At 73.6% G+C, this 13,127-nt stretch carries 10 protein-coding genes; 9 read left to right on the forward strand and 1 reads right to left on the reverse strand.

Annotated elements, in window-relative coordinates:
* Nucleotides 1–554: 554 nt before the first annotated feature.
* The 7 genes from AB0B48_RS27445 to AB0B48_RS27475 all read left to right on the forward strand — a co-directional run bounded on the left by AB0B48_RS27445 (nucleotide 555) and on the right by AB0B48_RS27475 (nucleotide 8,928).
* Nucleotides 555–1,028, forward strand: coding sequence for a BlaI/MecI/CopY family transcriptional regulator (locus AB0B48_RS27445; RefSeq protein WP_357206507.1), 474 nt, complete (start codon nucleotides 555–557; stop codon nucleotides 1,026–1,028).
* A gap of 10 nt (nucleotides 1,029–1,038) precedes the next feature.
* Complete coding sequence (locus AB0B48_RS27450; RefSeq protein WP_357206509.1) at nucleotides 1,039–1,944, forward strand: M56 family metallopeptidase; 906 nt, start codon at nucleotides 1,039–1,041, stop codon at nucleotides 1,942–1,944.
* A gap of 487 nt (nucleotides 1,945–2,431) precedes the next feature.
* Nucleotides 2,432–3,685 carry a cytochrome ubiquinol oxidase subunit I gene (locus tag AB0B48_RS27455; protein WP_357206511.1) on the forward strand — a complete coding sequence of 418 codons (1,254 nt, stop codon included), beginning with the start codon at nucleotides 2,432–2,434 and terminating at the stop codon, nucleotides 3,683–3,685.
* A gap of 11 nt (nucleotides 3,686–3,696) precedes the next feature.
* Nucleotides 3,697–4,704, forward strand: coding sequence for a cytochrome d ubiquinol oxidase subunit II (locus AB0B48_RS27460; RefSeq protein WP_357206512.1), 1,008 nt, complete (start codon nucleotides 3,697–3,699; stop codon nucleotides 4,702–4,704).
* Nucleotides 4,701–6,377 (forward strand): thiol reductant ABC exporter subunit CydD, encoded by a 1,677-nt coding sequence (gene cydD / locus AB0B48_RS27465; RefSeq protein ID WP_357206514.1) that lies wholly within the window; start codon nucleotides 4,701–4,703, stop codon nucleotides 6,375–6,377. Before AB0B48_RS27460 ends, cydD begins: the two co-directional genes overlap by 4 nt.
* Complete coding sequence (gene cydC, locus AB0B48_RS27470) at nucleotides 6,374–8,185, forward strand: thiol reductant ABC exporter subunit CydC (RefSeq protein WP_357206516.1); 1,812 nt, start codon at nucleotides 6,374–6,376, stop codon at nucleotides 8,183–8,185. The genes cydD and cydC overlap by 4 nt, the downstream gene beginning before the upstream one ends.
* A 68-nt stretch (nucleotides 8,186–8,253) precedes the next feature.
* Nucleotides 8,254–8,928 carry a permease prefix domain 1-containing protein gene (locus AB0B48_RS27475; RefSeq protein ID WP_357206518.1) on the forward strand — a complete coding sequence of 225 codons (675 nt, stop codon included), beginning with the start codon at nucleotides 8,254–8,256 and terminating at the stop codon, nucleotides 8,926–8,928.
* A gap of 54 nt (nucleotides 8,929–8,982) precedes the next feature.
* On the opposite strand, the gene AB0B48_RS27480 is transcribed toward AB0B48_RS27475, so the two are convergent.
* Nucleotides 8,983–9,321 (reverse strand): helix-turn-helix transcriptional regulator, encoded by a 339-nt coding sequence (locus tag AB0B48_RS27480; protein WP_357206520.1) that lies wholly within the window; start codon nucleotides 9,319–9,321, stop codon nucleotides 8,983–8,985.
* 160 nt (nucleotides 9,322–9,481) lie between these two features.
* On the opposite strand from AB0B48_RS27480, the gene AB0B48_RS27485 reads away from it, so the two are divergent.
* Both AB0B48_RS27485 and AB0B48_RS27490 read left to right on the forward strand, forming a co-directional pair.
* Nucleotides 9,482–10,447: a DNA primase gene (locus AB0B48_RS27485; RefSeq protein WP_357206521.1), complete on the forward strand. Its 966-nt coding sequence runs from the start codon at nucleotides 9,482–9,484 to the stop codon at nucleotides 10,445–10,447.
* Between the two features lie 39 nt (nucleotides 10,448–10,486).
* Nucleotides 10,487–12,931: a transposase gene (locus AB0B48_RS27490; RefSeq protein WP_357206523.1), complete on the forward strand. Its 2,445-nt coding sequence runs from the start codon at nucleotides 10,487–10,489 to the stop codon at nucleotides 12,929–12,931.
* Nucleotides 12,932–13,127 lie beyond the last annotated feature (196 nt).

Below are 13,127 nucleotides of genomic sequence, written 5' to 3' on the forward strand. Positions count from 1 at the left end.
GTCTCGGCGTTGGGGTTGTGGGGGGGCGGTTTCCGGGGGGGGTGTCCGCCCACTCCGGGCGGTCAGGCTTGATCCCTGCGTGGGCGGGCTCCCCCCGGAAAACCTGACGTGGGCCGGGTTTGTCGGGGTGGGTCAGCTCACTTGTTCTGCCTTGGGTCGGGTTGCCGGTCGGCGGGGCGTCGGCTGACCTCGCCGCCCGCACCGCACCGCCCGGGGCCGCCCCGCACCGCCCCGCCGGGTCCGCCCGGGTTTGCCCGGGTCCGCTGGCGTGCTGATCCGGGTTCGCTGGCGGCGGCCGGTCAGGATCCACGGCAGCTTCAGGGATGTTGCTGCCTCCAGCGCCTCGGAGGCAGCAACATCCCTGTTCTTGTCCTGCGCTTGTGCTGTTCCGCCAATCTCCCCTGGTGATCATGGGGTTGGCGGGGGCTCTGATCTCTTTGGACCCGGTCAATCCCATGATCGCTGGTGGCGGGGGTGGGTGGGGTTGGTGGTGGGCGGGGAAGGGTGGGTGGGGACGGGCGGTGGGGGTCTACTACCGGGGGTAGGATTGGTTTGTGACTCGGTTGGGCGATCTTGAGCGTGCGGTGATGGACGTGCTGTGGGACGTGGTTCCCGGCACGTCGGACGGGGTGACCGTGCGCGAGGTGGCCGACGCGCTCGATGGCCGTGAGCTGGCGTACACCACTGTGATGACAGTGCTGGACCGGCTCGCCGGCAAGGGCATGGTGCAACGGGAGCGGGAGGGTCGGGCCTGGCGGTATCGTCCGGCGGCCAGCCGCGAGGCGCACATCGCTCAACTCATGCTCGACGCCCTCGACCTGGGTGGCAGCCGGGACGCCGCGCTGGTGCGCTTCGCCCGCTCGGTGACCGGCACCGAGGCCGAGGTGCTGCGAGCAGCCCTGGGCGATGAAGCCGGCCTGACCGGGCCGGGCTCCACCGGCGGCGACGCGGGCAGGACCGACGCCCTGACCGACCGGGTGGACGGGCCGGCGGGCCGACGAGCCGCCGGCGAGACAGCGGAGCGGTAGGGCGCGCGCCATGGCCTACGCCGTGCACTTCGCCGCCACGATGCTGGCCTGCTATCTGACCGCCCAGGTCTTGGCCCGTTCCACCTGGACGTGGCGCAGCCCGCGGGTGGCGATCGTCTGCTGGCAGGCCGTCGGGCTGGCGTTGGGCCTCTCGGCGATGGGCCTGCCCATGGCGCTCGGCTTGAGCGCGTACGACCGGTCGACCGGTAGCGCACTGCTCGCCCTTGCCAACGACCTCGCCCATGGCGCCCTGCCGATCGGGGTGGGCACGTTCCACCTGGCCGGCGTCGGCGTGGGCTTCGGCATCGGGGCGGTGCTGGTCACGACGACCGTTCGCAGCATCCACGGCACCGTACGCGCCCAGCGTCGCCACCGGGACCTGCTCTCCCTGGTCGCCCGGAACGACCCGGCCGCGCCAGGCGCGCTGGTGTTGGATCATCCGAGCGCCGCCGCGTACTGCCTGCCGGGCGTGAAGCCGCAGGTGGTGATCAGCGCCGGCACCCTGAGCATGTTGGACCGGGCCGAATTGGCAGCGGTTCTCAGCCACGAGCGTGCGCACGCCCATGAGCGGCACGACCTGGTGCTGCTGCCGTTCACGGCGCTGTGCCGGGCGCTGCCATGGTTCGGCTGGGTGCGCGACGCGCACGAGCGGGTCGCCCTGCTGGTCGAGATGCGCGCCGACGACAAGGCCCGCGAGCTGCACGCCGAGGCGCCACTGGCGGGTGCGCTGCGCCGGTTCGCCGCCGCCGGGCACCGGATCACCCCGGCCGGCGCGCTCGGCATGGGCGACCGGGATCTCGATGTACGGGTGCAGCGCCTGCTGGTCAGCGACCGGCCGCCCCGGGTGCTCGGCGCCACCGCCCTCGCGGTCGCCGCCACGCTGGTCGCCCTCCCGGTCACCCTCTTCCTGAGCTGACGCCCACCGGGCACCCCGGCGGCGACCCGCTGCCCCACACCCCACACCGATCACCAGATCCAGGCTGTCGTCCCTGACCGCCCCACCCCACCCCACCCCGCGCCCACCCCCGCGCCCGCCCCGCCCCGCCCCGCTCCGCCCCGCCCCGCTCCGCCGATCTTGCAGTTTCGGTCGTCGATAAGCGTTGAATGCGCCCTATGCGGGGACAGAGAGTGCAAGATCGCGGCCCGGTCGGGCCGATCATGGAGTTCTGGTGCCTGGTTTGTTCACTAACGGGGACTTTGTCACCCACCACAACTCCATGATCGACGGGGTGGGGCGGTGACGGACCCGGGGCCCTGCGGCACGAGGGCCAGGGTTGAGCGCGAGCTTTATTACTACGTTACGTAGTAACGTTTCCTACGACAGGGTGTAGTAGGACTTACCAGTAGGCTAGCTACGTGTAGGGTGGCTACGACAAGGGAGCCAACGCTTTGGAGGGCTGGTCATGGACACCCTGCTCCTCGCCCGCCTACAGTTCGCCACCACCACCTCGATCCACTTCCTGTTCGTGGTGGTCACACTCGGGCTGGTCACCCTGCTCGTCGGCATGCAGACCGCCTGGGTGCTCACCAGCAACCCGAAGTGGGAGCGGTTGACCCGCTACTGGGGCCAGCTCTACGTGATCAACTATGTGCTCGGCATCGCCACCGGGATCGTGATGGAGTTCCAGTTCGGGCTGAACTGGAGCGGCCTGTCGCGCTACGTCGGCAACGTGTTTGGCGCGCCCCTGGCCATCGAGACGCTGGTGGCGTTCTTCCTGGAGTCCACCTTCCTCGGAATGTGGATCTTCGGCTGGCACCGGCTCGGCAAGGGCGTCCACCTCGCGCTGCTCTGGGGCGTGGCGATCACCGCGTACGCCTCGGCGTTCTGGATCATGGTGGCCAACTCGTGGCTCCAGAACCCGGTCGGCTACGAGGTCCGCGACGGGATCGCCCACCTCACCGACTTCGGCGCGCTGCTCAGCAACCCCAGCCTCGGCATGGCCTTCGGGCACGTGGTCTCGGCTGCGCTGCTGGTCGGCGGGATGCTGATGGCGGCGGTCAGCGCCTGGCACCTGATCCGGCGTACCCCGGACTTCGCGCTCTTCCGCACCTCGCTGCGGATCGGCCTGGTCACCGCGGCACTGGCCATCTCGATGGTGCAGGGCTTCGGTTTCGCCCAGTTCGGCCCGGTGGGCTCGGTGCAGCCGACCAAGTTCGGCGGCGACAGCCCGGAAAGCCAGGCGCTGATCGCCGAGTGGACCACGCGGTTCGGCCCCGGCGACTACACCCCGCCGGTGCTGGCCAGCGTCGGGTTGGGCTTCATGATCCTGATCGGCTTCACCCTCGGCTGCGTCTGGCTCCTGCTGCCCCTGCTCTTCCGGGACTGGGTCATCCGACTGCGCTTCCCGCTCTGGCTGATCCTGCTCGCCCTGCCGCTGCCGTTCATCGCGGTGATCCTCGGCTGGATCTCCCGGGAGGTCGGCCGTCAACCCTGGGTGGCGTACGGGCTGCTCCCCACCGAGCAGGCCGTCTCCCCGGTCAGCGCCCCGCTGATGCTCGCCTCGCTGATCGGGTTCAGCCTGCTGCTGGGCACCCTCGCCGTCACCAACTGGGTGCTGCTCGCCCGGCACGCCAGACGCGGTGCGGCCGACCCGGCGCTCGGCCGCCCACCGGTACCGCCCAGCGAGCCGGCCCACCCCGAACCCGCCCTCCTGTAGAGGAGTAGACAGTGGACCTCGCCTGGTACGCAGTGCTCGGCTTCTTCTTCGCCAGCTACCTGGTGCTCGCCGGCTACGACTACGGCGTCGGGCTGCTGCTCGCCCGCGGCGTCGGTCCGGCCGGGCGCCGGGAGGCGCTCACCGCGCTCGGCCCGTTCTTCCTCGGCAACGAGGTCTGGCTGGTGGCCGCCATGGGCATTCTCTTCGGCGCGTTCCCCCTCCTGGAGGGCGAGCTGCTCGCCGGCTGCTATCCGGCAGTCGCCGGTGCCCTGGTCGGCGTCATCCTGGTCACCGTCGGGGTGCAGTTGCGCAGCCGGCCCAGTGACGAGCGGGTCCGCGCCCGCTGGGACCGCGTCGTGGTGATCGGCAGCGTCCTCGCCGCGCTGGGCTGGGGTGTGCTGCTCGCCGCGCTGTTGCAGGGCGTACCCCTGACGGCCAACGGGCACGTCGGCGGGGTGACACACCTGGCCACCCCGTTCGCGGCCGCCGCCGGCCTGGCCATGGTCACCCTGGTCGCTGTGCACGGTGCGACCTTCCTCACCCTGCGACTGTCGGCCGAGGCCGCCGCCGTGGTCGGCCGTACGGCCCGCCGGCTGGTGCCGGTGGCGCTCACCGCGGTCGCCCTGGCCACCGTCGTGGGCCTGCTCTCCGCCCGGGTACGCGACGCCGTGCAGCGGCCGGCGGTGGCCGTACTCCTGCCCGTGCTGCTCGTGGCGGCGCTGCTGGCGGCCCGTGCGGCGCTGGCCCGGCGGCGGCCGGGGTGGGCTCTGGTCGCCACCGGCGCGGCCCTGGCGCTGCCGGTGCTGCTGGTCGGAGCAGCTCTCTGGCCCTACGTGCTGGTGTCCACGACCGACCCGGACGCCTCGCTGCGGGTGGCCGACGCGGCCGCCAGCGCACCGACCCTGCGGCTGCTGGGCTGGGTGGCGCTGCCGCTACTTCCGGCCCTACTAGGCTTCCAGGCAATGTGCTGGTGGGTTTTCCGAGGACGGACCGACGGTAGGGCACCGGTGTACTGGTGAGCCGCCGTCCGTTCGACCCGCGTCTGCTGCGCCGGGTCCCTGCGGCCCGGGGCGATCTTGCCGTGCTCGCGCTCCTGGGGGTGCTGGCCGCCGGGTTGATCGTGGCGCAGGCCACCGCGCTCGCGTCGCTGCTGGCCACCGCGATCGACGGTCGGCTGGATCGACCGGCGCTGGCCGGCTTCGTGGTCGCTGTCGCCGCCCGCTCGGCCCTGGTGTGGGCGCAGGGCACTGTCTCGGCGCGGGTCGCCGCCACGGTCAAGGCCACGCTGCGGGCCGACCTGCTCGGCGCGGTGGGCCGGCACGGGCCCGGGTGGGTGGCCGGGCAGCGGGCTGGTGAGATCGCCACCCTAGCCGGGCGTGGGTTGGACGCGCTGGACGCGTACTTCACCGGGTACCTGCCGCAACTGGTGCTCAGCGTGACGGTGCCCCTCGCGGTGCTGGCGCGGGTCGTCTTCGCCGACTGGAGTTCGGCGGTGATCATCGCGCTGACCCTGCCGCTGATCCCGGTCTTCGGCGCACTGCTCGGCTGGCAGGCGCAGGCCGCCACCGAGCGGCAGTGGCGGCGGCTCGCGCTGCTCGGCGGGCACTTCCTGGACATGGTCGCCGGGCTGCCCACGCTGCGTGCGTTCGGGCGGGCCCGGGCGCAGACCGACGTGGTACGCCGGATGGCCGACGGGCACCGCGTCGCCACCATGAAGACACTGCGGATCGCGTTCCTCTCCGCGCTGGTCCTCGAACTGGTCGCCACCCTCTCGGTGGCGCTGGTCGCGGTGCCGGTCGGCATCCGGTTGCTCGGTGGCGGGCTGGCCCTGCAGACCGCGCTGCTGGTGCTGCTCCTGACCCCGGAGGCGTACCTGCCGTTGCGGGCCGCCGGCAGCCGCTTCCACGCCAGCATGGAAGGGCTGGCCGCGCTGGACGAGGCGTTGACCGTCTCCGCCGCACCCACCGCGCCCCGGGCCGCCGAGGGTGCCTCCGTCCCCGACGCGCGGGCCGAGATCCGGTTCGAGGGGGTGACCGTGGCGTACGAGCGGACCACAGCGCTGCGCGACGTGACAGTAACCATCCGACCCGGCGAGCGGATCGCCATCATCGGGCCCAGTGGCGCCGGCAAGAGCACACTGCTCGGCCTGCTGCTGGGTTTCGTGACGCCGACCAGCGGCCGGATCACGGTGGACGGGGTCGACCTCGCCACCGCCGACCCGGACGCCTGGCGCCGACAGCTCGCCTGGGTGCCGCAGCGGGCACACCTCTTCGCCGCCTCGCTGGCCGACAACATCCGCCTCGGCGCGCCGGACACCCCGGCAGACGTACTCACCGCCGCGGTGCACGACGCCGCCCTGGACGACGTGGTGGCCGGCCTGCCCGACGGCCTGGACACAGTGCTCGGTGAGCGCGGCCACGGGCTGTCCAGTGGGCAGCGGCAGCGGGTGGCACTGGCCCGGGCGTTCCTGCGCTCCGCCCCGGTGGTGCTGCTCGACGAACCCACCGCCCGACTCGACACGGCGGCCGAGGCAGTGGTGCTCGACGCCACCCGTCGCCTGGTCGCCGGGCGGACGGCGCTGCTCGTCGCACACCGACCGGCGTTGCTGGCCGACGCCGACCGGATCCTGCGCATCGAGGACGGTCGGGTCACCGAGTTGACGCCCGAACCGACCGGAAAGGCCGCTCGATGACCGGGCAGAAGGGGTCGGCACCGGCCGGGCGGGCCGCCGCCGAGCGGACGGTGCTGCGACTGGCCCGGCCGTACCTGGGCCGCCTGGTCGGCGCCGGGCTGCTGGCGGCCGCCACCGAGTTCGCCGGCCTGGCCCTGATGGCCACCGCCACCTGGCTGCTGATGAGCGCCGCCGGTCAGCCTCCGCTGGACCGCCTCACAGTGGCGATCGTCGCGGTCCGGGCGCTGGCGATCAGCCGTGGCGTGTTTCGCTACACCGAACGACTCGCCGGGCACGACGCGGTGCTCCGCATGATCACCGACGTCCGGGCCCGGGTCTTCGCCACCCTGGCCGCCCGCCGTGGCACGGCGCACCGCTCGGGGGACGTGCTGAGCCGCCTGGTCTCCGACGTGGAGGCCGTCCAGGACCTGCTGCTGCGGGTGCTGGTGCCCGCCTCGGCGGCGGCAGTGGTCGGTGTGACGGCGGTCGCCGTGGCGGCGCTGATCTCACCACCGGCCGCCGGGGCGCTCGCCGTCGGGCTGCTGGTCGCCGGGGTGGCACTGCCCGCGTTGGCCACCGCGGTCACCCGCCGCAGCGCGGCCGAGGTGGCCCCCCTGCGGGGCGCGCTGGCCACCGACGCGATCGACCTCACCCACGGTGCCGCCGACCTGGCCGCGTTCGGGGCGACCGACATCACGCTGCGCGCCGCCGAGCAGCGCGCCCACCGGCTGGCCCGGCTGGAACGTCGGCTGGCCGCCACCGGGTTCGCCGTGGACGCGGCCGGCGTACTGGCCGCCGGCGTGACCGCCGCTGCGGTGGTGCTGGTCGCCCTCGCCGCCGACGTGCGGGGGGTGCTGGTGGGCGTCCTGGCCGTCGGCACGCTGGCCGCCGTCGAGGTGACGCTGGCGTTGGTAGCGGCGGCCCGGCAGTGGACGCAGCTGCGGCCCGGCCTGACCCGGGTGGCGGACCTGCTCGACACCGACCCGCCGGCCGCGGCGGCGACGGCGACGGCGACGGCGACGGCGACGGCGACGGCGACGGCGACTGGTCCAACGGACCTGACCGGCCCGCACGATCTGCGCTTCGTCGACGTGACAGTGCGGTACCGGGCCGGCGCGGCACCCGCCCTGGACGGGGTCAGCCTGGACCTGCCGGCGGGACGCCGAATCGCGGTCGTCGGCCCGAGCGGCGCCGGCAAGAGCACACTGGCCGCCATGCTGACCGGCACCGTCCAGCCCACGTCCGGCCGGGTCACCCTGGACGGTCAGGACCTCTCGGCGTACGCCGAGGAGGCGCTGCCGCGCGCTGTCGGCGGGCTGCTGGCCGAGGCGTACGTCTTTCATGCCACGGTGCGGGAGAACCTGCTGCTCGGGCGGGCCGCAGCGGGCGAGGAGGAGCTGACCGGGGCCACCGCCGCCGCCGGCCTGCTGGACTGGGTCCGTGCCCAGCCGACGGGCTGGGACACGCTGGTCGGCGAGGAGGGCGGGCAGCTCTCCGGTGGGCAGCGGCAGCGGCTGGCGCTCGCCCGGGCACTACTCGCCGCGCCACCGGTGCTGGTGCTCGACGAGCCCACTGAAGGTCTGGACCCGGCCGCCGCGGACGCGGTGCTCGCGTCCGCCCTCGCCGCCACCCCCGCCGGGCACTCGGTGCTGCTGATCAGCCACCGGCTCAGCGGGCTGGCCGAGCTGGACGAGATAGTGGTCCTGGACGGCGGTCGGGTGATCCAGCGCGGTCGGCACGCCGAGTTGGTGGCGGCCCCGGGCTGGTACCGGGACCAGTGGCTGCTCCAGGCCGCAGCCGAACGGGGTTACCTGGCGCTCGCCCCCTGACCCGGCTCCGGGACGGACCAGGGTTCTCCCGGACGTCGACCGGCCGGGGTCCGTGGCAAGGTGGTGCCATGTGGCGCGGTGAGGACGTGATGGTCGACGAGCACCTGCGGGAGCTGGCCGCCCGGTTGCAGGGGCCGGCGCGACTCAAGTCCGACCTGCTGACCGAGGCCCGGCACGGGTTGCTGGACGCCGTGGAGGCGTACCGCGAGAGCGGGGTGCCACCCACCGAGGCGCAGCGCAGGGCGGTGGCCGAGTTCGGCTCACCGGCGCAGGTGCTCCCGTCCTGGCAGGCCGAGCTGGCGGTGGGCGCCCTGCGTGGACTCTCCCTGCGGATGCTGGCGGTCGCCGGGGTGGGGGTGGCCGCCGGCGATCTGACCTGGCGCGGGGCGAGCTGGAGCGACGGCCCCCGCCCGCCCGCCGGCTACCTGCTGCTCTCCCACTCGGTCGACTGGATCTGGATGAGCACGCTGCTGCTCTCGGTGGCCGGCCTGCTGGTGGTCCGGGCGAGCGCACGGGCACCCCGGCCGGGCCTGGCTCTGGCCCAGCGTGCCCTGGGCACCGGCCTGACCGGCGCCCTGATCCTCGGCATGGTGGCCGGCGGTGCCCTCTTCACCTGGTCGTTGAACCTCTGGGACGCGGCACTGCACTGGCCCCCGATGATCATCGGAGCGGTGTTGGTGGGAGGCGCCTACTTCTCGCTCACCCGCGCGGCGCGGGGCTGGCTGCTGGCCACCAGCCGCTGACCACCGGCCGGCGCGAACGGGCCAGCCCGGAGGGGGCGCATCAGCAGTGGCGCGTCAGGCCGGGGTGGGCGGGCTGCCGGAATCGAGGAACCGGCCGACGGTGAGTTGGAACTCGCGCCAACCGGCCCGCTCCCCGGCCAGCGCCCGCCGGCCGGAGTCGGTGAGCTGGTACGTCCGCCGTTCCCGGCCGCTGACAGTGCTCCAGGTGCTCGCCACGTGACCGGCGCGTTCCAGGCGGCGGAGCGCCGGATAGATGGTGCCGGTGGGCAGATCCAGACTGCCGTCACTGCGGGCGCGCAGCGCTTCGATGATCGCGTAGCCGTGCAGCGCGCCCTGTTCGAGCACGGCGAGCAGCAGAGCGTCGAGATGGCCGTGCAGCGCCTGCGCCTTCATGCGTAGCTACGCTACTTGTCGAATCGTCACTTCGCCAGCGACGACGACCAGCAGGTCGGACCCGTGCCCCAACCGGCCACCGGGGTGCGGGCACCGGTCACCCAGGGCCGCCGACTAGGGTATGTGCCCAGAGTCACTCGCCGGTCAGAGACGCCGGTGGGTGGGCAACCCGAAGCACACGGAGGTCAGCGTGGCCCGCCAGTCGCCCCAACGGCCCGACGCCGACGAGCCCGAGCTCGACGACACCACCGGCGCGGCCGAGCCAGACGAGGTCGAGACCGACCGCCCGTCGGCGTCGATCGACCGTTCACTCTGGGACGAGCTGCGCATCGACCCAGTGGAGATCGCCCTGCCCGCCGGTACCGGCTTCACGCTCCGGGCGTACCGACCGGCCAGCTCGCTGACTCCGACCGACGTGACCGAGCGCGACCAGGACGACCCGTTCCTCGCCCGCCGCCAGGCGATCGAGGAGGAGGACGAGGACGACGAGACCGTCGTCATCCTCGACGAGGAGCTGGCCCAGGAGTTCGCCGACGAGGACGACGAGTCGACGCGCCGCCGGGGCGGCGCCGCCACCGACACCGAGACCGACGACGAGTCGGACGAGGCAGTCGCGGACGAGGCGGACGAGGCGGACGACGAGGAGGTGCCGGTCTTCCTCAGCAACCGGGGCAAGCTGCTGCTGTTCAAGACCCCCGAGTCGCTTGTCAGTTTCATCCGATCCGGTGCGCCAAACGATCTGTCCCAACTGGACAGCTGGAATGAATTGTCCGAACGGGTGGAGCCGGCAGATATCGCTCCGCTGGACGAGGACACCTACGAGCTCGACCTGGTCGTGGAGAACCTGCGCGGCGGGCACGACACGTGGGATTCGACCCTGCTGATCGAGGCGGGCGAGGCCGCGCGTGACCTCTCGTACGCATTGCGGCTGCCTGCGGTACTCGACATGCTCTCGGCCGGCTCCAGCCTCGACGACCTGGACGAGGCTCTGCGTGGCACCGCCAACGGCGGGATCGGCGCGTTCATGGCTCGGCGACGGCTGAAGAAGATCGGGGCGCAGACCGCAAGTTTGGGTTGGCGCACCATTGTCGGCAAGATCTCTGCGGTGGTGGACTGGCGCGACTGACCCGTACCGGGGAGCATCAGTTGCTGGCAGAGGAAAGACCTGTCCCGGGAGGAGGACGACGCCGTGGCGCTCGTGCGCGTTTACTGCGGTCTGGCCTCGGCGGATCCGGCTGACCGACCGGCCTCCGCCGGTTCGACGCTGACGTCCGCTGTGGTCGACGACGCAGGCCGTCTGCTGCATGTCTGCGAGATCAGCGATGACGCCGCTGGCTACGCCCAGCTCGTCGCGCTGCTCGTGGAGCGGTCGGGCGGGCCGAGCGGTGCGGCCATCGCCGCCGACAGCGACGACCACACGGTCACGTCGCTGCTGAGCGCGGCGGGGCGACCCCTGGCGATCGCTGACGACGACTCGGTGGACGACTTCGCCGAGCGCTTCGCCGACGACGACTCTCTTGAGGAGATGCAGTCGCCTCCCGCCGAACGGCGGGCGGTCGGCCTCGCCCGCGCGTTGCAGGCGGGGGCGCTCTCCGCCGTCACCCTGCCGGCGCCCCGGGACCTTGCCGGATACAAGCAGGTGCTCTCCGCGCACGCCGCGCTGGCCAGTGGCCGGCACTCCGCCGCCGTGGCGCTGCGCGAGGTTCTGCGTGAGCTCTACCCGGCGGCCCTGCGCGCCTACCCGGACCCGGCCGAGCCGGTCTCTCTGGCAGTGCTGGACGCGCTGCCCGAGCCGGGCATGCTCGGCGGCACCGTGGCCCGGGGCCGCGAGGTGTCGGTCGCGGCGGATGCCATCGCCGCGCACCTCGCCGCGGACGGGGTCGCCGATGCCGAGGAAATCAACGAGGCGGTCACCGCCCTGCGGGTCGCCATCTCCGAGACACCCCGACGGGCCGCGGTCAACCGGGCGCTCACGTCCGCGGTGGCCGAGACGGTCCGCCAGGCCGTCGCCTCCGTACGAGCCTGCGACGCCGGGTGTGAGGCGCTGGTCAGCGCGCTCAGCTCGCGGGTCAGCACGCCGGTCCAGGCGCCCGGCCGCCGGGCTGCGGCCCGCCGCGGCGAGTCGGTCGGCGAGTTGACCGGCCTGGCCGGCACCAACGCCGGGTTGACCGGCCTCGCCGGCACCAACGCCGGGTTGCGGTCGGTCCGACCCACTCCGCCCGCCGCCGACCCGGCACCCGCTGTCGGGCGGCGCAGCCGTCCAGAGCCGATCCCCGGTAACGCGCCGTTGGCGTCGCCCCGCCCGCTCGGGCCGCCGCCGGTCGCACCCGCCCCGGTCACGCCGCCGCCGGTCGCACCCGCGCCGATGACTCCGGCGGCGATGGCCGGTCCGCCGCAGTCCACGCTGCCCAGTCGCGGCGAGCCGCTTCCGAGCCGGATCGACGGCCCGACCAACCGGCCCGTCTCCGCGCCGCCGCCTCCGCCGCCCGGGATCACCCCGATCGCGCCGGCGCAGCGGGGCATGGTGCCGCCGGCCGAGGCCGGTGAGCCGTTCCGGCCGACGCTGACCACTGCCGCCATCAACAACGCGCGGGCCGAGCGGCAGCGGACGGTCATTCCGCCCCGCCCCAAGACCAACGGTGAGCCCCGGCCGAGCCACCTGCAACGCCCGGTCGACGAGCCACCCACCGGCGGGTTCAGCGCCACCGATCTCAGCATTCCGGTGCCGACCCCCCGACCGGGGCAGGAGGCCGCACCGCCCGGCTCCCGTGCGAACTGGCCGCTGGTCAACAACCCGGAGGACCCGTCCGACAGCTCACCGAACAACCCGGTGGCCTACTCGTACGGCGGCAGCCGCGGTGTCGAAGCTCCGACCGACCCGGGTCGGGCCGACGGTCGGGTCACCCCGCCGTGGCTGGCGGACGACCTGCCGCCGGAGCCGCCGATGCTGCGGCTGGTGGAGCCGCCGCCGCTGGCCGACCGTGCGCTGCGCGAGGGGCTCAACCCTCCCGCGGACCAGCACCTGGAGACGCCCCCGTTGCGCCTGGTCGACCGCGAGCAGGCCGCTCGCAACGGTCGGGCGGCCGCCCGCACCGAGCGCGCCCCCGAGCATCGGCCGTCACCCCCGGTCGAGCACCGGCCACCGCCCATGGAGCACCGGCCGCCGCCGGTCGCCGACGAGGGCGACGGCGATCTTCTGATCTTCGCGCAGGCCAAGTCGGCCTGGTTCGTCGGGCAGGCCGAGGAGTCCGACCTGGACTGGTCGACCACCGCCGACACCGGCTGGCAGGCCGCGGAGCAGGCGGCCCGCCCGGCGGTGGGCGCCGAGACCAACGCCGGGCTGCCGAAGCGCGTGCCGCAGGCCAACCTGGTGCCGGGTTCGCCGCTGCGCGAGGAGCGCCCATTGCGCATAGTGCGTGATGCGGCAAGCCTCGCGGAGAACACCACCGGCTACTTCCGGGGCTGGCGTCGAGGCCAGGAGATCGGCGGTTTCGCAGTGGGTGGTCGACCCGGTCGCGAGGCGGCCGGCGGTTGGGACTTCAGTCGCGACCACGGGGACCGCGACGACGACCGGGAGTACGAGTACCGCTCGGCGGGCTACCAGTCCTGACCCCTTCGCACACGCGGAAACGCCCCCAGCCGGCTGGCTGGGGGCGTTTCTGCCTGTGCGGGGCGATCCCCCCGGGCACGCAGAAGCCGCCTCGTGAGGACGGTGGGTGGCCGGGGCCCCGGAAAAGGGCTGACGGCTTCCAGGATCGTCAGGAGGCGGCTCGGCGGCGCGCTGGCTCGTCCGAGCGACGAGCCAG

The organism is Micromonospora sp. NPDC049089 (assembly GCF_040648775.1).
GTDB lineage: Bacteria > Actinomycetota > Actinomycetes > Mycobacteriales > Micromonosporaceae > Micromonospora.